Raw genomic sequence first — 25,736 nt, 5'->3', positions numbered from 1 at the left:
GTATTATATATTATTGCCCGGCGTAACTCAGACTGGTAGAGTGGCGGACTGTAGTTGCATCTCTTGGGTTATAACCCACCGCCGCGGAAATCCGCAAGTCGCTGGTTCAAATCCGGCCGCCGGGACTTTAAAAATTTATATGTTAGATCAATTTTAGTTGGAATGAGATTTTAATAAGATTTGAAGATGAGAGAAAACAGGCATATAAAATGCATATCACAAATTTCAGGGTTTGTATGGAATAAGAAATTTTATACTTCTCCAAATGAGGAAATTATTTATGCCTTAAGGTTTAATTCTGTATCTATCTCTTGGAAAAAGTATGCATTCTCTTATATTTTTCAATTTAAGAAAGCTCATTAGGAAGCGCTCAATTCCATAACCAAATCCGCCATGGGTAGGCATTCCATATTTAAATGCTTTCAGATATTCTTCGAAATTTTTTAGATTCATTCCAAGCTCGATCATTCTTTTAGTAAGCAGTTCATAATCATGAATGCGCTGTGCGCCAGATGCAATTTCCATTCCCCTTAGCTCGAGATCAAATGCTCTTGCATATTTCCCAGATGGCATTGCATAAAATGGTTTTGATGATAGAGGGAAATCCTTTATGAAATAAATATCATATCCCAAATTTTTGTATAAAATATTTTCCTCATCCGCCCCCAAATCTTCTCCCCATGAAAAATTTATTTCCTTACTAAGTATTTCAACAACTTCATCATACCTTATTCTTGGATATGGAGGAGATGGGAATTCTATTTCAGCGTTAAGAATGCTCAATTCCTTGCTATTCTCACCAACTATTTTATTTATTGAATAATCTGTCATTTCCTCTGCAATTCTCATCACATCTTCCTCGCTATCGATGAATGCCATTTCTATATCAACAGCAGTTGATTCATTAAGATGGCGGGTTGTGTCATGCTCCTCCGCCCTGAAATACCATGCTATTTCAAAAACTCTATCAAAACCAGTTGCCATTAACATTTGTTTGTATAGTTGGGGAGATTGCACAAGATATGCATCTCTATCAAAATAATCTATTCTGAAGACTTCTGTTCCTCCTTCAGATGATGAAGATGAAATTTTTGGAGTATGAACTTCCATAAAACCTTTTTTTCTTAAAAATTCTGAAGCATACTTTATAAATGAATTTCTTATCATAAAAATTGCTTTAACATCATCTTTTCTTAAATCTATTATCCTGTTATCAAGACGGGTATCGAAATCAACATTAACCTTATCTATTACTCCCATTGGAAGAGGTGTTGATGCCTCGCTGATTAATTTAAATTCCTCAAGCAAAATTTCCCATCCATTCATTACTTTTTCATTCCTCTTGCATATTCCGCATGCTGATATCACACTCTCCCTGTTCAGCGAGGTAATTGCCTTAAAAAGTTCGGCATTTTCCTTTTTTATTGCTGTGATTTGTGCTTTCCCACTTCTATCCCTTAAAATTATGAATGCTATTCCTCCAAGATTTCTTATTTCTTCAACCCATCCAGCAATGCAAACCCTTTTTTCATGTTCCTTTTCGCTTATTTCATTTATATAATGGGTGCGAAGCATAAAGTTATATTTCCTTGCCTTATAATTTTTCTCATTCATTGCTGATATTCGGCATCGCAAAAAGTTAAATAATTTTTGAAGATCGGGCAACGGTTGATAAAGAGGATTTTCATTCGCTCTATAGAGATAGTTATAAGCGATAGGCACAAAATTTTTAAAATTCTATTATATTAGATAATAGTAGTTGATTGAAAATTGGTGCAAATATGGGGTTTAGAGATTTGTCATTAAAAAAGACATATTCATCAGATACTGATGATATTTTAAACGATTTTTATATCCCGGCGTTATCAGAGTGTATAGAGTATGACAGGATTGCTGGATTTTTTTCATCGACTAGTTTAGCTATCGCGGCACGAGGAATTCTTGGGTTAATAAAAAACAATGGCACAATGAAATTATTGGTATCACCAAAATTAGATGAAAAAGACATTAAAATTATTAAAGATGCTACTGAAAATCCTCAAAACTATGTAGAGAGGAGAATGGTTGAAGAACTAGAAAAATTAGAGGATGAATTTATAAGAGATCATATTTTTGCGCTCGGATGGATGATTGCGAATAAAAGATTAGAAATAAAAGTTGCCATAGTTTCAGATGAAGATGGACAACCCCTGAGTTTCGATGAAATTCAATTACAAGGTGTGTTTCATCAAAAGATAGGAATTTTAAAAGATATAGTGGGAGATATTCTTACCTTTAGTGGATCTATAAACGAATCTGCGTCTGGATGGCTAAAAAATATTGAGGAATTTAAAGTTTTTAGAAAATGGATAAAAGAGGAAAAAGAATATGTAGAGGCCGACATATTAAAATTTGAAAGATTCTGGAATAATAAAGCTTCCCGAATAATAGTTATGGAGGTGCCCGAAGCAGTTAAAAGGAAATTAATCGAAATAGCACCAAAAAACATCGATGAGGTTTACCTCCAAAGATGGTATCTGAAGAAAGGAGAAAAGAAGAAGGAAATAGAGTTTTACCCACATCAAAAGGATGCGATTCAGAAATGGTTTAATAATGACATGAAAGGAATTTTTGAGATGGCTACAGGTTTAGGGAAAACTTTTGCTGCTTTAGGATGCCTTAAAAAAGTAATGGAAAATTATAATAAAACAATAGCAGTTATAACTTGCCCATCTAATCATTTGATAAGACAGTGGATTAATGATATAGATGAATTTGGTTTAACCTGTGAATATATTGTTGCAGACAGTAGCAATCCTGATTGGAAAGATAAACTCTCTGATTCCCTAATAGATATAAAAATCGGGATTGAAAATAATTTAATTGTGCTAACAACACACGCCACTTTTCATACAGATAATTTTATCAAAATAATTCGATCTGCAAATGAAAAATTGTTTTTGATTGTAGATGAAGTTCATGGAATTGGAGCGCCAAAAAGGAAAAGAGGTTTGCTGGATCTCTACCATTTTAGGCTAGGATTAAGCGCAACACCTAAGCGATGGTTTGATTTGGAAGGTACTGAAACACTTTTCAATTATTTCGGTGGCACTGTGTTCGAATTTTCGTTAAAAGATGCTGTTAATACACTAAATCCAGCTACAGGGAAAACTTATCTGGTACCCTACGAATATAAACCTTATTTTGTGGAATTAAATAAGGAAGAATTGGAAAGATACGAGAGTGTCACAAAAAAAATCGCTAAATCATACTATAGCTCAAAAACAGATAACGAGCGTAAGAAATGGTTTTCGTTATTGTGCGTTAAACGACAGGAGATTATAAAAAACGCAATTAAAAAGTACGATACTTTTAAAAAAATAATAGAAGAAATGGGTAAGAATATTAAACATTGTTTGGTTTATTGTTCGCCAGAACAAATAAATCATGTACAAAATATTTTGAATGAATTGAATATCACCCAACATAAATTTACTCTAAGAGAAAAGATTACCCCTAGCGAGGAGTATGGTGGGTTATCAGAGAGAGAATTTTTACTTCAAAAATTTGCGGAAGGAACATACCAAGTTTTAGTGGCTATCCGATGCTTAGATGAAGGAGTTGATGTACCAGCCGCTACTACTGCAATAATCCTAATGAGTAGTAGTAACCCCCGAGAATGGATTCAGAGGAGAGGAAGAGTTCTAAGACGTTTTCCCGGAAAAGAAAAAGCAATAATATACGATGTTATAGTGGTACCTGCACTCTCATGGATAAATAACTCCTCAATAGAAGATTTGGAAAGAAAGATATTTTATAAAGAATTAATCAGGTATAAAGAATTCGCTGAAATCGCGGTCAATAGTTTAGAGTGCCTCAATAATATTTATAAAATCGAAAAAAAATTATGGGAAGGGGTGTAAAGGAAAATGAGAAAAGAGAAGAAAATAGAAGAAGATGTTAGTGAAAGAATAAAGAGTAAAATAGATAAAGGCGACTACCCAGATATAATTAAGAAATTTTTGTGGGAAGTAATTATGCTGGAGTTCAATTATATATACGAAAGTCGCCCACGAGGGGTGCAAGATGAATATATGAAACTTGTTGAAAAATACGCAAAAGAGTGGGAGGTGTAGAAATGTTCATTGATTATATTAAATTAAAAAATTATAGGCAGTATAAAGATGTTGTAATTGATAATATGTACGTGGAACCTGGAAAAAATGTTATAGTTATCGAAGGGACAACAGGTGCAGGAAAAACTAATTTTCTAAACGCGATTACTTGGTGCCTTTATGGCGAGGAATTTTACCTATCTAAAAAATATGAAGGGTTGCCACTCCTTAACACACTCTCTCTATCCCAGGTAGGAGAAAATGAAATCGCTGATATAGAAGTCGAGATAGGCCTAACTAATATTGATAAAAGTAAAAAATATAAAATTAAAAGATCCGCTAAGGTGAAAAAATTAGATGAAAATAAAATCGAAATAATCAAGGATCGATATTTCTCAAATCAATCAGATGGTTCAAAACTTGAGATACTTGTACAGATAGGGAAAGATATGGGCTACTTCCGTGACCCAACTAATGCGATTCAAAGGATTTTTCCTAAAGAAATTCATGAATACTTCTTTTTCGATGGGGAGAGATTGGATGACTACTTTAGAGAAGAGGCTGGAGAAGAAATAAAAAAAGCCGTATTTAGAATCGCACAACTAGATTTGTTGAAAAAAGTGATTTCTCATTTAGAAGAGGTGAAGAAAAAGTTTTTTGCCTTATCTAAGGATCTAACGCCTAAAATAAAAGATCTAGAAGAAAAAAAGGCGTGTTTTGAAGCTTCAAAGAAAAAATTAGAAGAAGATTTAGAAAAACTAAAGGCACATAGAAAAGAAGCTGAAGCAGATAGAAAAGAGATTCAAAAAGAATTAATAGGCATTTCTCCTAAAGATATTAAGAGATTAGCAGAAGAGAGGGAGAGTATTGAAAAAGATCTAAAAAGGATTGATAATGAATTTGCTGAGGAGGAAAAAAATAAAGCCGCTTATCTTATCAGTGTTGCGCCAACAATATTCCTGTGCGATGCAATCGATGAATCACTAAAACCTATATCTAAGAGAAAGGAGGCTGGAGAGATCCCGCCAGATTATAAAAGAAATTTTTTAGAAAAATTGTTAAAAGAGGGTGTCTGTATATGTGGTATGGATATATCTAAGGATAATGATTATAGATTAAGAATAAAGAAACTTTTAGAGGAGTGCGACGAGATAACTAATATAACAGAGGAAATTATAGAGCTTCACAACGAATTGAGAAGACACCAAGAAAAAATGATTGGTTTTGATAAGAATCTTAAAAAATACACCGAGAAAATTAAGGAGATGGAGGAAGATCTTAATAGGAAAAGAGATAGATTGAAAAATATAGAGGACGAAATTAAAGGTGTGAATATTGAAAAGATAAAAATGTTGGAGGAGAGATACGAGGATTATAACAACGAAATAAAGAAGGCAGATGAAAAGATAGGGGAATTGTGCGCCCAAATCAGGCAAACCGAAACAACGATAGAGGCTATTAAGATAGATTTGGATGAAGAACTTAAAAAAGAGAAAAAATTAAGTGAATTAAGAAAAATAAACTCATTTTGTGAATATGCTTTAAATGCTGCACAAAGGATTACAGAAGAAATCATGAGGGAAACCAGAGAGGAGATAGAAAGAAAAACTAAAGAAGAGTTTTTCGCTATAATCCCAAAAGCGATAACATATAGTGATGTAAAAATAGATGATAACTACACCTTTTCAGTAACTGACCAGCAAGGTAGACCTGCGCTAGGAACATTAAGTGCCGGAGAAAGACAATCATTGGCACTCGCATTTATAGCGGCATTAAATACGGTGTCAGGTATAGACGCTCCTATAATTATAGACACACCCTTAGCAAGAATTGATAGAGAACCTAGAGAGAATATTGCCAAAACGATACCAAAGCATTTCAAAAATACTCAGGTGATATTATTGGTAACCAGTACCGAGTACACATCCCATGTAAGGGATGCATTATCAGATGTTGTTTGGAAGGATTACAAAATAAATTTCAAAGAATATACTTCTGGAAGCGAGGCGGAGGTGAAACCCTATGAATAAGGATAGACCCAAAGAACCGTTAATAATACGGGTTAGAGCTACTGACTTAGATGATTTCAACACCCTACTCAACGAAAAAGAAAGCCCATTTATAAATTCTACAAGAAAAGCAGTGTTTCTAATGGCAATGGCTATCGGCTATCGTGAAAGAAAAAAGATCTCTTTAGAAAGAGAAAAAACAAAGGATTATGATAGAGTAGCATATTTAAATCCAGCGGAAAAAGCTCTTATAAAGGCTGTTGCAATCGCTGATAAAAGGGGGGATTTACAAGTTTTACTCAATCCAAAAGAGGTCTATTCAATTGCTGAGAGTTATGCTGCGGGCGGGATAAAAATACTAAAAAACAAGGTTTTTAGTGGGGAATTTGGAAGCTACATTAAAAAACTCGAGATAGAGCTTTTGAAAATATTCGAAAAGCTATCGCATGAAAAAACGGTTGAATGAACATATCGTCCTGGGGAGTAAAAAATGCGTTGCAGTTTAACTCTTTCCACCAAATTATGCCGCTTAATTTTTCTCATTCATAAAATAAGGCAGCTATTATAACCGCAATTATTCCAGTAAGAAATACCATATCAAGAATCGCTGCCCCTCCTATGCTTGCAACAATTTGTCTGCTCGAATTCATTTCCAAAAATTCTTTAAAATGGAGGAAATCCGCGCCTATAATCGCCCCAAATGTCCCACATGAATAGGCAATGCTTGCAACCTTCCTTTTATTTTTATAGCCAGCGACCAAGCTGTAGAGAGCTGAAGAAATGGGCGGCAAAAGCCAGTATGGAAAAGGCGATACAATCCCTTCATGCGATGCATAGCTAACCATGTATGCAACAAATGTTACAATTATTATTCCTGGCAAACTTCTTAAAAATATTTTTCTTGATAAAATTAAGTAGGCACTTATCAGCAACGGGAGGAGAGCACCGCTTAAATTTATTGCTATGGTTAAATTTTCATATTGAAAAAGAGGGATATTAACCTCTCTAAAAAGCAGGGAGCTAAAAACTATTAAGCTTGCTTCCCACCATTTAAAACCAACTTCTTCAAAAACATATGTAAAGATTGAATAAACAAGGAAGGAAATCAGCGCAAATATTATTAATATAAGGAGTGCGGTCAGCATATTTTTAATGCTTTTCAAATATTTTAATTAATTCATTTAAATCTCTTTTTTCTATTACAAAATCTGCAAAATTTTTTATTTCATCTGTTGGATTGAAGGCAATTTTTAAACCAGCCCTTTTAAACATATCAACATCATACTTTGTATCCCCTACAACAATTACATCTTCTTTTTCCAAGCCCAATTTTTCAATTAACTTTTCAAGTATTTTCCCCTTTTCCATTAGAGGAACATTTAAAATTGCTTTCCATGGTAGTTCATTTTTATAGATTATTCCATTTACAAAAACATATTCTACTCCAAAATTTGCAATTCTTTTTGCAAGAATATCAATTCCCCCTGATATTATCGCAACTTTCCCGACTTTATTAAAATATTCAATACATTCCCTGCATCCAGGGGTCAGTTCTATTGAATTGAAAACTTCTTCAATATCTTTCCTCCTTATTCCTCTTTCCCTCCATCTTTCAATGTCTCTGTTTAAAAATTCCTCATCGCCTATCTCCCTTCTTTTATATGCTTCAACAATATCATCATTTTTTATTCCATATTTTTTATGAATTACCTTCCATGAGCTCCTTTCTTCAATAAATACCCCATCCATGTCAAACACAGCAAGCATAATGGTATTCTAACAATGATAAAAATGTTTTTGGCAAAAATTATTTAATTGCCTGCAATTTTTCTTTCATGTACTTCAGACAACCAATTGTTGCAGTTCTCGGACATGTTGACCATGGAAAAACAACACTCCTTGATTACATAAGAGGCGGCTGTGTCGCCGCAAAGGAGGCGGGAGCAATCACACAGCATATAGGAGCAACTGAAGTGCCAATAGAAACAGTAAAAGAAATATGTGGTAATTTGCTTAAAGGAAAGGAATTTAAAATTCCTGGCTTGCTTTTTATCGACACACCAGGACATTTTGCCTTTACAACTTTGAGAGCAAGGGGTGGAGCTCTTGCTGACCTTGCTATTCTTGTTGTTGATATAAATGAGGGAATAATGGAACAGACAAAAGAGGCGGTTGCAATACTTAAGAAATACAAGACACCTTTTGTTATAGCAGCAAATAAGATAGATTTAATTGATTTATGGAGAAAAAAAGAAGGGGTAATATCAAAAAGACTTGAAGAACAAAATGAAATGGCAAAAAAAGATTTTGATAAAAAATTTTACAGGCTTGTCGAGCAAATTTATGATTTGGGTTTTTCTTCAGATAGATATGACAGAATAAGGGATTTTACGAGAAATGTTGCAATTGTTCCTATTTCAGCAAAAAATGGCGAAGGTATAGACGAACTGATAATGATTCTGATTGGCTTATCTCAAAAATTCCTTGAAGAAAATTTGATTTGTGAGGAAAAAGAAGCGGAGGGAACTGTTCTTGAAGTTAAAGAAGAAAAGGGTTTAGGCACAACTATTGATGTAATAATTTACAATGGCGTAATTAAGGAAGGAGATGAAATAATAGTTGCTGGAAAAAAAGGAGCAATAATTACAACAGTAAGAGCCTTGCTTAAGCCAAAGCCACTTGATGAAATAAGGGCTCCTGAAGAAAAGTTCAGGAGAGTTAAAATTGCTACCGCAGCATGCGGGGTTAAAATAGTTGCCCCGCGACTTGAAGATGCTTTTGCTGGAGCTCCGATAAAAGTTTTAAAAAATGTTGAAGAAGATATGAAGAAGATAGAGGAGGAGATGAAAATAAATATTGAAACAACCGATGAAGGAGTTGTATTAAAAGCAGATGCGCTCGGCTCTCTTGAAGCAATATCCTTAATTCTTAAAGAGAAAAATATACCTTTAAGGAAGGCTGAAATAGGAGATATATCAAAAAGGGATATTTTTGAGGCAAAAACAAATGAAAGAGAGGTAAATAGGGCAATAATTGGTTTCAATGTAAAAGTTCTTCCTGAAGTGGAGGATAGTGAGGGTGTGGAAATAATAACAGATAGTGTTGTTTATCATCTAATTGAAAAACTTGAGAAATGGAGAGAAAATAAAAGGAAGGAAGAGGAGGAGAAAAAAAGAATGGAAATAACATATCCAGGAATGATTCTCTTCCTTCCAAATTGCACCTTCAGGCTGAGTAAGCCAGCAATTATTGGAGTAAGAGTTCTTGCTGGGGAAATAAGACCCGAGCAACATTTAATAAGAGAAGATGGAAAAAAGATTGGAAAAATAAAAAGCATTCAGATGGAAAAGAGATCTCTTGATAGAGCAACAAAGGGAATGGAAGTTGCAATTTCAATAGAAGGGGCAACTGTTGGAAGGCAGATAAAGCCAGAGCAAATACTCTTTGTTGATTTAAGCGAAAATGATATTCAAAAATTGCTTGAAGAAGATTTGAGCATTGATGAAAAGGATGTTCTTGAAAAAGTAATAAAAATAAAGAGAAAGCATGATTGATTTTTTCCCATATAACCCAAGAAAGTTTCAGCTCGAAATTATTTCAAAAATTGAAGAATGCCTTAAAAGAAGAAAAAATCTCGTGATGGAGGCGCCCGCCGGGAGTGGAAAAACAATAAGCGTGCTGGCGCCCTGCATTAAATTTGCAATTGAAAATGATATGGGGGTGGTTTATACAACAAGGACAAACTCCCAGCAAAAGCAGGCGATAATTGAAATTAAAAGGATGAAAGGGGGAATTAGAGCGACTGGATTGCAGGGTAGAAATAATATGTGCCTTCTGGTTGAAAATTTTCCATCTCTCAGAAATTGTGCAAATGAAGAGCTTTCGAGGATATGCGCGAGGAGGAAGAAGGGAAGTATGGAGCGCAAAAAAGATGATTTTAATAGATGCATATTTTTTGAAAATTTTTTAAAAATGAAGAATGATTTTGAGAATGTTATATCATCTGAGGAAATTTTTTTATACGGTAAAATTCACAATATATGTCCATATGAGATAAATAAGGAATTGGTTAAAAAAGCAAGAGCAGTTATAGCACCATATATTTACATTTTTGATGAAATATTAAGGGAGAAATTTTTTTCCATGTATCAATATCCTCCAGAAAAAACAATACTTATAATAGACGAAGCCCATAACTTGCCAGATTTTTGCAGGGAATTGCTTTCAACATCTCTTTCATATAATTCATTAAAAAATGGAATGGAGGAGATAGAGGAATACGATGTCAGAGATAGAAACATTTCTAATTTTATGGATATCTTGGATAAGATTTTTATTTTGATAAGAGAGAAATTTGAAATATCTGAAGGAGGAGATGCAATAATCGGGGATTTTTTTGAAAATATGCTTAAAAAATATTTTTCTGTTGAGCAGATAAAAATAATTGCGGAGGGCATGATTGGATATGGTGAGGCAATTGCTGATATAAAGGAAAAGAATAATAGTTTTCCTCGCTCTTTTTTAAGAAGCATAGGTAACTTTATTCTTTACTGGATTGATTTAGATAACAGATGGGTTAAATTGATTGAAATGGAAAATGAAAATTTAAGGATAGTTGCCTACTGCTTGGAGCCATCTATAGCATCTTCAATACTGAATTCATTTTATTCAACAATTCATATGTCGGGCACATTGCAACCCTTAGATGAGTATATAAATTCAATTGGGATAAAGGCGGAGAAAGCAATCTTTCCTTCTCCTTTTCCAAAAGAAAATAGGAGGATTTTATATCTAAAGGGAATATCAACGAAATATTATATTGATGATGATATGGTTAAAAAAATTTCAGGCTACATAGAGAAGATATGCAATAATGTGAATAAAAATACTCTGGTTTTCTTTCCTTCTTATTCAGTAATGAATAGATTTATCAATGTTCTCAATATAAGCAGAAATTTGTATGTTGAAGGAAGAAATGAGAGACAGGAAGAATTAATGAATAAGATAGAAAATTTTAAAAAATCAGGAGGAGTTTTTTTATCTGTTATAGGAGGAAAAATATCTGAAGGAATTGATTTTCCCTCAGAGGAACTTGAAATTGTTTTGATAGTTGGATTGCCATATCCTCCTCCTTCTGCAAAACAGTCAGCACTGCAAAAATATTATGAAAATAAAAATCAGAATGGATGGAAATATGCTTTTGAAGCCCCCGCAATAAGAAAAACAATGCAGGCAATCGGCAGGCTTATAAGGAAGGAAAATGATAGAGGAATCGCAATCATATTGGATGAGCGAGCTATAAGGCTCAGAAAATACATTGAAATGGAAAAAGCAGATAACTTGCTGGAAGAAATAAACAAATTTTTCGGAAAAAATTAAAAACCTTTCATGTTTTTTAATGGGCGGGTCACCTAGTGGTAGGGTGGCGGACTGCAGATCCGCATACGCGGGTTCAATTCCCGCCCCGCCCTTCCAAAATATTTATATGTTTTCATAACTTGCAATGTTATGATTGACCCATGGGGCTCGCAGAAATATGAATATGATGAGCTATTTGAGAAGTTTGGAATAGAAAAATTTTCGGGCAATCTATGGGAGGATTTACCTCATCCACCATTTTTCTTCCGCCGAAATATTGTTTTCGGGCACAGAGGATTTGATAACATAAAAGAGGCAATTAAAAGAAGAATGAAATGGAAAATATTAACTGGATTAATGCCATCTGGGAAAATGCATTTCGGTCATAAAATAGTAATAGATCAGGTTATTTATTACCAGTCAATAGGAGCAAATATTAGTATTGCAGTCGCAGATATAGAAGCATACGCCACAAGAGATATTTCTATTAAAGAAGGAGAAAGAATTGCAATCGAAGAATATATACTTAATTACATTGCTCTTGGTTTAAAACCATGCAGAATATATTTTCAATCAAAAAATGAAGAAGTAAAGGATTTGGCATATCTTCTTGCTAAAAAATCAAATTTTTCCCAGATAAATGCAATTTATGGCTTTCAGGGTTCAACAAACATGGCACATATTTTTGCACCATTCATTCAAATAGGAGATATTTTGCATGTTCAACTCGATGAATATGGTGGAATATGCCCTACACTTGTTCCTGTTGGGATTGACCAAGACCCCCATATAAGGCTTTGCAGGGATGTGGCGAGCGCCCATCGTATATATAGTATAATTAGAGAGGATGATAGGGTTGGAATATTTATAAAGGGTGAGGAAAATGTCAAAAAATTTTTAGATATTGCTGAAGAAATTGTAAATAATTTTGGAAGGGTTATAGAGAGAATTGATGGATATAAAGCAATATATGCAAAAATTGATGACATATTTTCTTTTGAATATGAAATTGCTAAAGCAGAGAGAGAAAATGGTGGATATGGCTTCATCCTTCCTTCTTCAACATATCATCGCTTCGTAACTGGTTTGGACGGAAATAAAATGTCGAGCAGCAGACCGCAATACGCAATATTTCTTACAGATGACTTAAATGATTTAAAAAAGAAAATATGGAATGCAAAAACTGGAGGAGCAACTTCTGCAGAAGAGCAAAGAAAATATGGGGGGAAACCGGAGGAATGCATTATATATGAAATTTTCAATTATGGAGTTATAGAAAGCGATGGAGAAATTTTAAATATAAGGGAGAAATGCAGGAATGGAGAAATTTTATGTGGAGAATGCAAAAAATATGCCCATGAACTCCTTTCAAATTTTTTAAATGAATTAAAAGAAAAAAGAGAATTCGCAAGGGATGAAATAAAAGAATATATCTAAGCTTTTTCTATTTCTAAATCAAGAATGCCATTTTTAAAAGTTTTCTTTATTTTTTTCTTGATTTTGCATGGAAAATCAATTTTCTTTGCCCATCCATTTTTTAATCTTATTTCAATCGCATTTTTATATACCTTAACTTTTATATCTTCCTCTTTTGTATTTAGCTCAACAGTTACATAAATTTTTTTATCATCTTCATTTATTTCAAAAATTTTTTCTCCAGAAAATTGTTCCATAACATCCTTAAATACTTCCTCAAATATTTTACCCATTTCCTTCATTATTTTCCTGAATTCATCTTCTTCATCAACCATTAGATAAAAAGAAAAAGAGATATTAAAATATTTTGGAAAGAGGGGTTTGGTTTATCTTCTTCTCCTCAAAAGTATTATCGCTGCAAGCATCGCAATTGCAAAGCCCAATAGTTCAAAGCCAGGCGCCTTCGCCCCCGCTTTCACTTCTGCTGTTTTTGTTGCCTTGTAGTAGCCGTCTTTCTCTGCAACTATTGTTATGTTTCCTTCCTTATCTGGTGTGAATTTAATCTCTCCATTTGCATCTGTTGTAAATGTCTGTCCGTCTATTGTTACCTTTGCTCCAGAAACTGGTTTTCCACCTCTTGTTGTAACTGTTATTTTTGCTTCCTTTCCTTTTTCAAGTTCTGGAACAACTATCTTTAAGCCGATGGCTATATCTATGCTTCCCGCCTCATCTCCTTCAACATATATATGTATTTTTCCTGTTTCAAGTGGAAGAATTCCAAATAGTAATTTTCCATTTGCATCTGTCTCTCCAACATCTATTGCACCCATTGGAGTAATTACTTCAACATTAAGTCCTTCAATTCCTGCATTTGTTAATGGATGCTTTACAACTATTGTTATCAGATTTTCCTCTGCAAGGAATGCAACTTTTTCCGCTGGCTCGAGTATTTCAACTGTTGGAGTTGTTATCCTTAACATTCCTTCCGCTTCTGCAAAAACACTTCCCTCAGTAGCTGGTTTGAATTCAAATGTTATATTTCCAATTGTTGTTGCATTTATCTCTGTTACATTTCCTATTCCATCCGTTATTGTTATCTCAATTGTATCATTTACCCATGTAATGTTCTGCGGGCTTATTCCTATTATACGGAGTGTTCCGTTCAATGCTTTTTCATTCCATACAACACTGAATGAAACTGTTGTATTTTTATCAACATTTTTTACAAGCAAACTTGGGCTTGCAGTAACCTTCGCCTTTGTTACTTCAAAGCTTGGCTCATTTTGCATATTGTCATGCTTCTTATCCGCTGTTCTTACATATAGGTAATAATCCCCTGCCTCCTCTATATAATACTTGAATGTCGAATTTGCACTGCTTGTTATATATACTGGCAATGGCAGATCAAGTGTTCCATCATGCAATTTCTGCAATTCTGTTTCATTCAATATGTAGAATTCGAAGCTATCTGAATATGCCTGTCCGCCTTTTGTTACATTAACTGTAAATTCGGTATTCTCTCCAGCAAGAACTTTTGATGGAGCAAAAGTTACATTTAAATCATGAGCTGCTCTTGATTCAATTCTTGCATATGTATATTGTGTTCCTGTTCCGCTTATTACATAATCCACTACAACTATTATATTAGTTCCAGCATATTTTGAATTAATTGTGAAATTGTATTTTCCATTCAATCCTTTTCCAGGTGAGCCATCTCCTGATATGCTTCCGTTTGCAACAGCCTCACCCAAAAGGTATAGATCATCCTCATAATACATATTTACATTTGCATTTGCAACTGGATTTCCATATTTATCCTTAACCTCCACTTCAATATCTGTAGGTGTATCTACTATTACTGATTTTGGTGTAACAATTGCAACTCCTCCATCACTTATATTTATTGTTTCCTTTGCTTCTCCTTTCTCAGGCCATGTTATATTTATATAAATAAATCCATTTCCTTTTATCGGAAATACATCTATTTCCCATGTTCCATTTCCTATATAGTTATACGCATCTTTTGGTGGAGAATAAAGCAAATCCCCTTCTATCTTAATTCTTTCAGTTAAATTTTCATTATTTGCTCCTATGCCAAGCGCTTCTGGCGTGCCATAAGTAGTCATATTGCTTCCAAATATCTGAATTCTTAATAGCTGTTTATTCGCTGCAGGTGCCAAAACATTCATTGTTTTATCCACTGGCTGTAAAATCTTTAGGTTCACTGCTGGCGGCGAGGCAATGGCAAAATCTTTTTCGCCAACATATTCCCAGTTTCCATCTCCTGTTACATCAACATTCACTTTAAGCAAATAGTTTCCAGATTCCCACATTGATGATGTCAGATTAAGGAATTTTCCATCTATGGTAAATGCAATTTTTGTTTCATTGCTTGTTCCAGTATTATTTCTCCATGCATATAGCTCTCCGCCTTTATAGATGGATAAGTTATAGTTGCTTCCTGGAAGCAATTGCAACCCATCTTCTGGATATGTTACTTCAAATGCCACTTTTCCTATATCAAATCCACCAACTGCATCATTAACCACTACACTTATATTTGGAGTAACTGTTTTAACATTTACAACATCATAGCCAGATGCATCTGGATAATCTTCATCTCCAATAAATGCAGTAACATTATATGCGCCCGCTCCCTTCTGCCCTATATTTTTATCTATAAATGAGAAACTTCCTGTTGTGGTAACATTCTGGATTTCACTGCTTCCATCGGGATAAATTAACTTAACTTTTGCCTGAGTTGCGGGCTGACCAGCCATCGTAACTGTTCCTTCAATGTTTATGTAGCATCCTGGCTTCCCTACCTTTATGTAATCAACTTCATCTGGTGTCGCATTTACAACAAGCTCAACGGGTTTAACATCTATTGCAAATGCATTTGCTTTGCTATCATCTACAATATCAATAATCCACCATTTTCCACTTATATTTAGCAATACATTTGACCATCTTATGTAGCCTGGTCCAGCAGTTGTATATCTTGGTGTTGTTTCACGGGGAGCATATAAATAAGCTGTTCCCTCCGCATTGTTTATTTCAATTGTTTTTGTTTCATTCCAGTTTGCGGTTGCTGGAGTTACCTGCAATGCAGTTAAATTTGCAATTGGAATATATGCCGTCTTAGGCTCTTCTTCATTTCCTTCATTATCGATGCTATAATATTCTATGGTATGCTTTCCTGGCGCGCTCAATGTAAATGGCGCCGTATATGTTATCCAATCTCCTTCATTTATTCTGTAATATGTTGCATTTACCCCACTCTCATCATCAGTTGCAGTTAATGTTACTGTTACATTTGTTACATGCCATCCCCAGACTGGCAAATCTGGCTCAAATGTTACTGTTGTAACTGGCGGATTTGTATCCTGTGCTCCAACTGGCAACGCGCTCGCTAATATTGCAACTACCACAACCAAACTTCCTATTTTTTTAATATTTCTTCTATTCATTTTCATTCCCCCTTAATTTTTCTTTCTAAAATGCTTTTCCTTTTTTAACTTTTTCTCTTTTTCCATTTTAAACAAGTAGAATTCAATTCCTTTTTATAAAGATTTTGCTTTTTACCAAAGATTTGCAAAAGGCTTATATTTAAATTCTGCTTATATTGTTAGCAAAATATGAGCAAGCCGATTGGAGTAAGGGTTGATGATAAACAGGAAAAAATATGGCTTAAATTTAAGGAGTTTGTAGAAGAAAAATATGGAAAGAAGCATACTGTTTTAGGAAATGAGCTTGTAAAGGCGCTTCAGCTTTATCTTGAACTATATGAAAAAATAAATTATAGAAAGGAGCCACAGACGCATCTTATAAGAGAGAGAAGAGGAGATCTGGAGCTTACTCCTCTAAGAGAAATTTCATATGATTTGCTTAATACATTGATAGCGTGCCGAGGGTATTTGGAGCATATAGAGGATGAAGTAGAAAGCATGCCTGATAGCACAAGGGAAAAAATAGATAAAATAAAACAATCCCTTTTTAAAATGCAAAAAATCATTCAGGAGAGAATAGAAACCATCAAATGAAGAAAATAGGTTTTATAATCAACCCAATTGCTGGAATGGGAGGAAAAGTTGGCTTAAAGGGCACAGATGGAAATCTCGAGGAAGCAATAAAGAGAGGGGCTAGACCAATAGCGATAGAGAGGGCCATTGAATTTTTATCAAATATAAAAAAAGATTATGAATTTATAACATGCTCATCTGAAATGGGAGAAAATGCTATTTTAAAAAGTGGAAAAAAATTAAGTGTTGTTTATAAAACAGGAGGAAAGACAACAGCTGAGGATACAAAAAAAAGTGCAAAAATAATTTCAGAGCTTGCGGACATAATAGTATTTGTTGGAGGGGATGGAACTGCAAAAGATATTTATGAAGTTGTTGGCTCCTCGATTCCAATTCTTGGTGTTCCCTCTGGGGTTAAGATGTATTCTGGTGTATTTGCACTAACTCCGAGAGATGCTGCTGAGATAATCGATGAAATCGATGAATTGAATTTCGAGGAAAGAGAAATATTTGATATAGATGAGGATGCAATTAGAGAAGAGAAGATAATAAAAAAGATGGTTGGCTATGCAATTGTTCCCTCCCATAAAAAAATTCAGTGTGGAAAAGAAACTTATTATGGAGATGATAAGGAGGAAATCGCTTCATGGGTTATTGAAGAAATGAATAATGAAATTTTATATATAATAGGAGGAGGAAGTACAACATGGGAAATAAAAAAGAGGATCGGCAATGGCTCTTTTCTTGGTATAGACTTGATAAAGAATGGAAAGATTATTTTTAAAGATGCGGGGGAGGAAGATATAAAGAGATTTTTAGGAGAAAAGGCAAAAATTGTTATCTCTCCGCTTGGAGGGCAGGGATTTATTTTTGGAAGAGGAAACCAGCCGATAAGCGCCGAAATAATAAAAAAAGTGGGAAAGGAAAATATAATAGTTGTTTCAACAAAAGAAAAATTAGATAAAATTGATTATTTGAAGGTGGATACTGGAAGTGAGGAAGTAAATGAAATGCTCCGAGGCTTTATTCCTGTTTATATAGGGTATAAAGAAAAGAAGATAATGAGAGTAATATGATAATAAAAGAATTTGATAAAATAATTGAAATTTTGAAAAATGCAAAGAATATTGCAATCGTGGGTATATCAAAAAATGAGGAAAGAGCAAGCTATCAGATTGCAAAAAAACTTGATAAACATAATTTATTTCTGGTAAATCCTAAATATGCAAACGAAGAAATTCTTGGGAGAAAGGTTTATTCATCTCTTAAAGAGATAAATGAGGAAATAGATATTGTGGATGTTTTCAGAAACAGAGATTATGCAGAGGAAGTATTGAGAGAAGCAATTGAGATAAAGGCAAAATTTATATGGTTTCAACCTGGCTCGGAAAATATTGAAGCAATTGAGAAATATAAGGATAGGATAGATATTATATTTAATGCCTGTATTGGGGTTATAAACAATTTTATACAATAAAGTTTTTACTATCATGGAAGCAATATCGCTTCTTAATTCATTTCCGGAACAAATAAAGGATGCAATAAAAATAGCAAAATCCCACGATTTTTATTTTGATGCAAACAAGATAATATTCTGCGGAATGGGCGGCTCTGGAATAAGTGGGGAGATAATAAAGCATTTTTCAAAAGTTCCATTTATTGTTGTTAAAGATTATAAGCTCCCATATTTTGCAGATTCCTCCACTTTATTTATTGCAATGAGTTACAGCGGGAATACCTCAGAGGTAATTTCTTGCTATAGAGAGGCTAAAAAAAGGAAGTGTAAAATTCTTGTTATAACATCTGGTGGCATTCTTTCAAAGGAGAGAAATTCGATAATTTTGCCCGCCGGCTTGCCCCCGAGATTTGCTATCGCCTATCTACTTTTTACTCTTATGGTAACTCTTGAAAATAACGGGTTCATAGAGAGGCAAAATTACAGGGAGGCAATAGAGATAGCGGAGACTTTAAGAAATAGAATGAATGAAAAAGGAAATATTGCGGAAGAAATTGCAAAAAAAATAGAAGGCACTGCATTGATATACGGCTACGGATGCATGGCAAGCATAGCCACAAGATGGCGCCAGCAGTTCAATGAGAATGCAAAAATGCTTGCCTTTGATTTTTCGGTTAGTGAATGCAATCATAATGAAATTGAGGCATGGGAAAGAGATTTGGAGAATTTAACTTGTATATTTTTGAGAGGAAATGAAAATGAGGAAACGGCAAAAAGATTTGATTTTATGAAAAAAAGATATGGTGAGAAGGCAAAGGTAATTGAATATTTTGCTGAAGGAAAGAGGGATTTTACAAAGATGATATCCTCCCTTTATATGGGGGATTATGTAAGCGTTTATAAAGCAAATTTGGATAAATTTAATCCTATAGAAACAAAATTAATAAAAGAATTGAAAGAGGAACTCAGCACTCAAGATCCTCATCATAGCAGATGGCTCAGAAGGAATTCTTTCATCACGAGATATTAATATCAAACCCTAGAAAAAGCTTTTTATTCGTAAGGATATACATGATGGTGTTAAAATGTTTGAAAAAAATAAATTAAGAATTGTGCTTGCTATCTTATTATCAATATCATTTATTACAGGTTTTTCGCAAGCAAATTATGAAAAAAAGAAACCAGATAATTATGAAGAGCTTGTTTCATGGTATAAAAGCCTTGAAGAAAAGTATCCTGAATATATTGAGGTTTTTAAGGCAAATGAGGTTTTTGGCTATGGAAAAGCCGATGGAGGATATGATTTATATTATGTAAGGATAACAAATGAGAGCAATGGCTTTTTAAAACCAGAAGTTTTGTTTCTTGGTGGTCCTCATGGAGATGAAACAGTTGGAACAGTTGGCTTATACTGGTTTACAAAATGGCTCATGGATAGAATTGATGAAAATGATAAATGGATAAGAAACCTGCTGGACAACAGAGAAATATATATTGAAATAAGCCACAATCCCTATGGATTTGATAATAAACAGAGATGGGATAAAAACGGATGGGATTTAAACAGGGAGGCAGACTATGACTGGCAGGGTGTGAATTCAAAACTATGGGGCAGTATAAATGGGAAAACACTTTGCAGTTTTATAGAAAACCATTCAGTAAGAGTTGGAGTTGATTTTCATGGAGGAGCAAGAATGATTCTCTACCCATGGGCATCAACCCATAAAGAGATTTCAGCAATCTCTCCTTCCGGAAAAATATATTATTACGCGCCACCTGATTTTTATTTTTATCATATCTCTTCTCTTCGCCTCGGTGAATTTGTTGGCTCATATGGAGGGGCTTTAAATGAGGATAATATTGGCACAATTCCTCTCACTGTTGGCTATGAGGCGCCAGGCTGCATAGCTGCATGGGCATATGGGGCAGGCAGCGGGGCGGAAGAGAAGTTCGTAAAAGGAAAATATGAAAGATGTAATATTTTATGGATAACACCTGAGATGTCTAAAACAAAAGACCCGCCTGAAAGGCAGTTTGGAGATGAAAATAGCGGTTATATATCTGAGGTAATTAAAATTGCTCTTCATCAGACTGATATTGCCCAGCCATATATAATGTGGCTAAATGACGAATTTTTTACAGGAGATAAAATTAATCTTGAATGGCAGGTTTATGGCGCACTTGTTGTTGAGGAAACCTATGTTTTTTATAGCTTCTCAGATATATCAGATGGAATAAAAGGAAAAGTTCATGATGAATATAATGGAAGTTATAGAGGAGGGACATACTGGGACGGAAAAATCTGGGAGGAGGAGATAGAAATACCAGATAATGCTAATGATTTATATGCAGTTGCTTTTGCTAAAGTTGATGGAATATATTCAAATATAGTTGCTAAAGAAATTTATGGAAATTCATATTTAAGAGTAATATGGGAAAGAACAAATGAAAGCTATTATGAAGAATTAAATACGAGCGACGGAATTGAAAAAATTAAGGGAAATATATGGTGGCAATCTCCTTTACTCCATATAAAAATCGGAGGGATAAGCGAGCCAGAGGAGGGTTATCTTTATATAATGGGAAGAAAGATAGCAAAAATAGGGAAGACATTTATAATCGGAAAAATGAGTGTAAAGGTTGAAGGAAATTATGATAAAGTTGAGTTTTATATGAATGATGAATTAAAATATGAGGATAATGAAAAACCCTATGAATGGGAAATATGCAATGCAATCGGAAAGAATAAAATCATTGTAAAGATGTATTATGAGGATAGGGTTAGGGAAGACGGTTTGGATGCTTATCTTTTAATTTTAAGATGACTCCAAAATAATTAATCACCAATATCGTTATTTTCCATATTTCTCGCTTGTTTTTTATGCACATTTTTATCCAGAACTTTTTTCCTCAGATTTTTTATGAATTTTGGCATTCCTTCAACATTTTTTGAATTTATGAATTGAGAAAAAAGGGAGTGATAATCTGTAACACATTTTATTCTTCCTTTCAAATTCTCTTCCATTCTTCTGCATAATTTCCATCCCTCTTCATCCCAGTCAGTTAATATAATTACTTCCTTATATTTCAAAGCAATTTCATCGCATAAATTTGGTAATTTTCCATGAATTGTTATTATTTCCCCTTTTATGTCCAAATCATGTAAAGCTTTTACATCTTTTTCTCCTTCAACAATTATGGGAATGCTAATATTTTTCTCCTTTAGCTCCTCCAAAGTTCTTTCTATCTTCCGGAGATTTTCTTCGTCCCTCTTCATGGAAGTTTTATCAATCCGTGTTTCATTAAAAGCTGGGTTTGTTCTCTTGCATTTCTTATTGCTTCCTCAGCCATTTCATAAATTTCTTTTCTGCTTCTCTTCACTCTCGCAACCCCTTGCTCAATAGCTTTCATTGCAACCGCTGTTGCTTCGTAAGGGAATACCTCCCAGTCATCCATTGTTGGAACGATATAATCCTCTCTAAGTCCCTTCTTTTCCGCAACCTCAGCTATTGCATATGCTGCTGCTATATGCATTTCATCAGTTATTGTTTTTGCTCTCACATCAAGAGTGCCACGGAATATGCCGGGAAAACCAAGGCTGTTATTTACCTGATTTGGAAAATCACTTCTGCCTGTGCCAAAGATTTTAACACCAGCCTCTTTTGCCTCCCACGGCCATATCTCTGGTATAGGATTTGCCTCGGCAAACATTACTGCGTCATCATTCATTTCTGCCACCCATTCCTTTTTTATTGTTCCTGGTCCTGGTTTTGAGGCGGCAATGCATACATCGGTGCCTTTTATTGCTTCCTTTACACCTCCTTCCCTTCCCTCACCATTTGTTTCAATTGCAATCTTATATTTGTATGGATTTTCCTTTTCCATTTCTTTTATATCCTTTCTGTTTGAATTTAAAATTCCTTTTGAATCAACAGCAATTATATTTTTTGGATTTACACCAGCCTTTATCAAAGTTCTTATAAGGCAGGTATTTGCAGCCCCTATCCCTATTATTGAGAAAAGAACTTCATCAAGTTTTTTTCCTACTACTTTAAGCCCGTTTATGATGCCAGCAAGAGTTATGGCGGCTGTTCCCTGCTGGTCATCATGCCATACAGGTATGTCAAGCTCCTCTCTAAGCCTGTCAAGGATATAGAAGCATTTTGGCGAGGAAATATCTTCAAGATTTACACCTCCAAATGTTGGGGCAAGCCACTTTACTGCCTGAATAAATTCATCAGCATCCTTTGTATCAATCATTATTGGAAAAGCATCCACGCCCCCAAGATATTTAAAAAGTAGAGCCTTTCCCTCCATAACAGGCAGGCCAGCAAGCGGCCCAATGTCCCCTAATCCAAGAACTCTTGTCCCATCACTTGCAACAGCAACATAATTTCCCTTATTTGTATGCTCAAAAACTTTTTCAGGATTTTTGGCTATATCCTTGCAGGGCTCCGCAACGCCAGGCGTATACCATATTCCAAAGTCATCATAACTTCTTATTGGACATTTCGGCATTATCTGAACTTTCCCCTTATAAAAAGGATGCAATTTCATTGCTTCCTGGGCTGGTTTTTTTGCCTTTTCTAATAACTCTTCAACACTTTTCTTTTCCATTAAATCACCAAGCATAATATTTTAGATAAATTAAATTTTTTCCTAAAATCAGTATTTCCGAAAGTGAAAATTTAGAAAAAATTATTTCCTGAGGCAAATAGTAAATCTTTAAGGAAATTAAATAGACTTTGTTTTAGTTTTGTAAGAAATATTATTAACTTTCATTCCAATAAAAATTCGATATATGAATATGAAGAAATTTTGAAAGGGATAACATTTTGCTCAATAAGGGGAAGATACCTTGAAAATGGTTGCAAAAGATTGGAAGAAATAACAAAATATAAAATTCCAGATGCTGACACAGTTTATACAAGATTAAGTAAGAAAAATTTTAAAGAAATTTTAGATGAATTTTATTCAATTCAAAATAAAATTTTATCCCAGATAAAAGATACAAAAGATGGAATAGTTGTTTTCATAGATTTAAATTAAGTTGATAAAAAATTTTTATTTTTTGCAAAAATCAAAATCTAACACAACATTCGGAAATACTGAAAATAGAGTGAATGAAGAATCACACCAAAAGAAATGAAGGATAAGCAAAAATAATGTTGGATTAAAGATAGGATAAATCAATATCTTTCTAACTTACCATCTTTTCAAATTCTTCCTCATTTATTATTTTTAATCCAAGTTCTCTTGCTTTTTCATATTTACTGCCAGGTTTTTCACCAACCACAACATAATCAACTTTTTTGCTAACAGAATTCGCAATCTTTCCTCCCAATTTTTCAACAATTTCTTTTGCCTCCTCTCTTGTAAATCTTTTTAGTTCGCCAGTAAACACAAAAGTTAATCCAGATAATTTCCCTATTTCCTCTTCATATTTCATTTTTACACCGCATTTTTTCAATTCTTCTATTTCCTCCCTGTTTTTCTCTTCCTTAAAGAAGTTTATTATGCTGCTTGCTGTCTCGGGTCCTATTTCCGGCACACCCATCAATTCTTCTTCTTTTGCATTAATAAGGGTATCAATATCTTTAAATCTCTCAGCAAGCAACCTTGCCATGTGTTCCCCAACATTGGGAATACCCAAGGCATAGATAAAGCGTGCGAGACCCCTCTCCTTACTTTTCTCTATTCCTTCCAGCAAATTTTCCGATGATTTATCAGCAAATCTAGGAAGTTTTGTCAAATCTTCTTTTTTTATCTTATATATATCACTAACTCTTTTTATTATTCCTTTATCAACTAACAAATCAACTGTTTTTCCTCCAAGCCCCTCAATATCCATTGCCCTCTTAGAGGCAAAATGAACGATACTTCTCTTCAACTGAGAAATGCATGATAGCCCGCCCGTGCATCTGTAGTATGCCCCGTCTCTAACAACATTACTCCCACAAACAGGACATTTGCTTGGCATCGAAAAAATTTTTTCTTTACCGGTTCTTCTTTCTTTTATTACTTCCATTACTTCTGGTATAACATCTCCTGCCCTTCCTACTTTTACCCAATCCCCAATCCTCACATCCTTCTGCTTTATATAATCCTCGTTATGTAAAGTTGCTCTTGATACTGTTACACCTTTGACATCAACAGGTTTAAGGAGGGCAACAGGTGTTAATATGCCAGTTCTTCCAACCTGAACGACTATATCCATTATCTGTGTTTCCTCCTTGCGGGGAGGGAATTTATAGGCGATTGCCCACCTTGGGGAGCGGGTTTTTTCTCCCAAGAGAATTTGATGCCTAATCTCATTTACTTTTATTACAATCCCATCTATTTCATAACTCAGTTCCTCTCTCTTTTTACTCATCTCTTCATGGTATTTTATTACCTCTTCTATATTCCCGCATTTTATTGAATGAGGATTTGTTTTAAGACCCCATTTTTTTAGCAAATCCAGAGCTTGCCACTGATTTTTTACCTCAATTCCATCAACCCTCATAATTTCATAAAAAAATATATCTAGAGGACGGCTTGCTGTCTCCCTAGGGTCAAGCCTTCTCAAAGAGCCAGATGCCGCATTTCTTGGATTTGCCATCGGCTCCTCTCCTTTTTCAATCAACTCCTTATTGAATTTCTCAAAATCTTCGATATGCATTATCACCTCTCCTCTTACTGCAAGAAAAGTGGGAGGTTTGACTTCCTCTTCTCTAAGCACAAGTGGCACAGCCCTTATTGTCCTTATGTTTTCGGTGACATCCTCTCCATTTATTCCATCCCCTCTTGTAGAACCTTTAACATATTTTCCGTTCTCGTATATTAATTCAACACTTAAACCATCCATTTTTGGCTCAGCAACATACTCTACTTCATTAATTCCTAACTCTTTTTTTACCCTTTTATCAAAAGCGATTACTTCTTCAATATCATTTGCTGTATCCAAGCTTAGCATGGGTTTAACATGACGAACACTTTTGAATTCTTTAGCAGGAGGAGCCCCCACCCTCTGAGTGGGCGAATCTGGGGTTATTAAATCAGGATATTTTCTCTCAAGAGATATTAATTCCTGCATTAATTTATCATATTCCTCATCAGATATTTCGGGCTTATTCAAAACGTAATAAAGATAATTATGCCTGTTTATTTCTTTCCTTAACCATTCTATTCTCTTAACTGCCTCTTCTTTATCCATATTAAGCATTAAAGACTTTGATTAAAAAATTTTTTCATTTTTGGAGCTTTCTCTGTTGCAAGGCGGATACAGATTAGGCTTCATCATATAAAAGGCTAACCATTTTTGGTATAACTCGTAGCCTGAAAAATTTATAAAAAAATAAAGAGAGGATCCCATCATTTTTTTGATTAAAATGGGATGGGA

The 25,736-nt window shown here is 34.3% G+C and carries 21 protein-coding genes and 2 tRNA genes; 15 read left to right on the top strand and 8 right to left on the bottom strand.

Translation table 11 applies throughout. From position 1 onward, the window contains the following. Positions 1-16: 16 nt before the first annotated feature. Positions 17-125: transfer RNA gene (locus tag H5T45_00815), tRNA-Tyr, on the top strand. 160 nt (positions 126-285) lie between these two features. On the opposite strand, the gene aspS is transcribed toward H5T45_00815, so the two are convergent. Next, complete coding sequence (aspS, locus tag H5T45_00810; GenBank protein ID MBC7128259.1) at positions 286-1,575, bottom strand: aspartate--tRNA(Asn) ligase; 1,290 nt, start codon at positions 1,573-1,575, stop codon at positions 286-288. Between the two features lie 188 nt (positions 1,576-1,763). Here aspS and H5T45_00805 point away from each other — a divergent pair, with 188 nt between their 5' ends. The 4 genes from H5T45_00805 to H5T45_00790 are packed head-to-tail and all read left to right on the top strand — an operon-like array spanning position 1,764 to position 6,569. Continuing rightward, positions 1,764-3,902, top strand: coding sequence for a DEAD/DEAH box helicase family protein (locus H5T45_00805; GenBank protein MBC7128258.1), 2,139 nt, complete (start codon positions 1,764-1,766; stop codon positions 3,900-3,902). Positions 3,903-3,908: 6 nt separating this feature from the next. Further along, on the top strand, positions 3,909-4,115 hold the full coding sequence (locus H5T45_00800; protein ID MBC7128257.1) for a hypothetical protein: 207 nt from the start codon (positions 3,909-3,911) through the stop codon (positions 4,113-4,115). Continuing rightward, positions 4,103-6,124, top strand: a complete 2,022-nt coding sequence (locus H5T45_00795) for a hypothetical protein (GenBank protein MBC7128256.1) — start codon at positions 4,103-4,105, stop codon at positions 6,122-6,124. Before H5T45_00800 ends, H5T45_00795 begins: the two co-directional genes overlap by 13 nt. Beyond that, complete coding sequence (locus H5T45_00790) at positions 6,117-6,569, top strand: hypothetical protein (GenBank protein ID MBC7128255.1); 453 nt, start codon at positions 6,117-6,119, stop codon at positions 6,567-6,569. The genes H5T45_00795 and H5T45_00790 overlap by 8 nt, the downstream gene beginning before the upstream one ends. Before the next feature lie 73 nt (positions 6,570-6,642). Here the strand turns inward: H5T45_00790 and H5T45_00785 are convergent, their stop codons facing one another. Continuing rightward, on the bottom strand, positions 6,643-7,248 hold the full coding sequence (locus tag H5T45_00785; protein ID MBC7128254.1) for a DUF1614 domain-containing protein: 606 nt from the start codon (positions 7,246-7,248) through the stop codon (positions 6,643-6,645). Between the two features lie 4 nt (positions 7,249-7,252). Continuing rightward, positions 7,253-7,870 carry an HAD family phosphatase gene (locus H5T45_00780; protein MBC7128253.1) on the bottom strand — a complete coding sequence of 206 codons (618 nt, stop codon included), beginning with the start codon at positions 7,868-7,870 and terminating at the stop codon, positions 7,253-7,255. Positions 7,871-7,938: 68 nt separating this feature from the next. On the opposite strand from H5T45_00780, the gene infB reads away from it, so the two are divergent. From infB to H5T45_00760, 4 genes are all read left to right on the top strand, one after another. Then, positions 7,939-9,657 carry a translation initiation factor IF-2 gene (infB, locus tag H5T45_00775; protein ID MBC7128252.1) on the top strand — a complete coding sequence of 573 codons (1,719 nt, stop codon included), beginning with the start codon at positions 7,939-7,941 and terminating at the stop codon, positions 9,655-9,657. Next, positions 9,650-11,482: an ATP-dependent DNA helicase gene (locus H5T45_00770; GenBank protein MBC7128251.1), complete on the top strand. Its 1,833-nt coding sequence runs from the start codon at positions 9,650-9,652 to the stop codon at positions 11,480-11,482. Before infB ends, H5T45_00770 begins: the two co-directional genes overlap by 8 nt. A 21-nt stretch (positions 11,483-11,503) precedes the next feature. Continuing rightward, positions 11,504-11,574, top strand: a tRNA-Cys gene (locus H5T45_00765). Positions 11,575-11,611: 37 nt separating this feature from the next. Further along, the gene (locus H5T45_00760) at positions 11,612-12,898 is read left to right on the top strand and encodes a tryptophan--tRNA ligase (GenBank protein MBC7128250.1); all 1,287 of its coding nucleotides are present in this window, start codon (positions 11,612-11,614) and stop codon (positions 12,896-12,898) included. On the opposite strand, the gene H5T45_00755 is transcribed toward H5T45_00760, so the two are convergent. Next, entirely contained in the window at positions 12,895-13,212 is a 318-nt protein-coding gene (locus tag H5T45_00755) for a hypothetical protein (GenBank protein ID MBC7128249.1), read from the bottom strand. The genes H5T45_00760 and H5T45_00755 overlap by 4 nt on opposite strands. 51 nt (positions 13,213-13,263) lie before the next feature. Continuing rightward, positions 13,264-16,347, bottom strand: a complete 3,084-nt coding sequence (locus H5T45_00750; protein MBC7128248.1) for a carboxypeptidase regulatory-like domain-containing protein — start codon at positions 16,345-16,347, stop codon at positions 13,264-13,266. Positions 16,348-16,515: 168 nt separating this feature from the next. On the opposite strand from H5T45_00750, the gene H5T45_00745 reads away from it, so the two are divergent. Genes H5T45_00745 through H5T45_00725 form a run of 5 tightly spaced genes read left to right on the top strand, consistent with a single transcriptional unit; the run spans position 16,516 to position 21,180 of the window. Further along, positions 16,516-16,920, top strand: a complete 405-nt coding sequence (locus H5T45_00745; protein MBC7128247.1) for a hypothetical protein — start codon at positions 16,516-16,518, stop codon at positions 16,918-16,920. Between the two features lie 5 nt (positions 16,921-16,925). Next, positions 16,926-17,975: an ATP-NAD kinase family protein gene (locus H5T45_00740; protein MBC7128246.1), complete on the top strand. Its 1,050-nt coding sequence runs from the start codon at positions 16,926-16,928 to the stop codon at positions 17,973-17,975. Next, positions 17,972-18,376, top strand: a complete 405-nt coding sequence (locus H5T45_00735) for a CoA-binding protein (protein MBC7128245.1) — start codon at positions 17,972-17,974, stop codon at positions 18,374-18,376. Before H5T45_00740 ends, H5T45_00735 begins: the two co-directional genes overlap by 4 nt. A gap of 13 nt (positions 18,377-18,389) precedes the next feature. Further along, on the top strand, positions 18,390-19,385 hold the full coding sequence (locus tag H5T45_00730; protein MBC7128244.1) for a bifunctional phosphoglucose/phosphomannose isomerase: 996 nt from the start codon (positions 18,390-18,392) through the stop codon (positions 19,383-19,385). A gap of 55 nt (positions 19,386-19,440) precedes the next feature. After that, positions 19,441-21,180, top strand: coding sequence for a succinylglutamate desuccinylase/aspartoacylase family protein (locus H5T45_00725; GenBank protein MBC7128243.1), 1,740 nt, complete (start codon positions 19,441-19,443; stop codon positions 21,178-21,180). An 11-nt stretch (positions 21,181-21,191) separates the two neighbouring features. On the opposite strand, the gene H5T45_00720 is transcribed toward H5T45_00725, so the two are convergent. Both H5T45_00720 and H5T45_00715 read right to left on the bottom strand, forming a co-directional pair. Beyond that, a complete protein-coding gene (locus tag H5T45_00720) occupies positions 21,192-21,632 on the bottom strand; it encodes a toprim domain-containing protein (protein MBC7128242.1) in 441 nt (146 codons plus the stop codon). After that, a complete protein-coding gene (locus H5T45_00715; protein ID MBC7128241.1) occupies positions 21,629-22,972 on the bottom strand; it encodes an NADP-dependent malic enzyme in 1,344 nt (447 codons plus the stop codon). Before H5T45_00715 ends, H5T45_00720 begins: the two co-directional genes overlap by 4 nt. A 201-nt stretch (positions 22,973-23,173) precedes the next feature. Between H5T45_00715 and H5T45_00710 the strand changes: the two genes are divergently transcribed. Then, positions 23,174-23,404, top strand: a complete 231-nt coding sequence (locus H5T45_00710) for a hypothetical protein (GenBank protein ID MBC7128240.1) — start codon at positions 23,174-23,176, stop codon at positions 23,402-23,404. Between the two features lie 151 nt (positions 23,405-23,555). On the opposite strand, the gene ligA is transcribed toward H5T45_00710, so the two are convergent. Beyond that, positions 23,556-25,550, bottom strand: a complete 1,995-nt coding sequence (ligA, locus tag H5T45_00705) for an NAD-dependent DNA ligase LigA (GenBank protein ID MBC7128239.1) — start codon at positions 25,548-25,550, stop codon at positions 23,556-23,558. Positions 25,551-25,736: the final 186 nt, after the last annotated feature.

The sequence above is a fragment of the Thermoplasmatales archaeon genome (assembly GCA_014361245.1).
Lineage (GTDB): Archaea > Thermoplasmatota > E2 > UBA202 > JdFR-43 > JACIWB01.
This window is presented reverse-complemented; position numbering and strand designations above follow the sequence as displayed.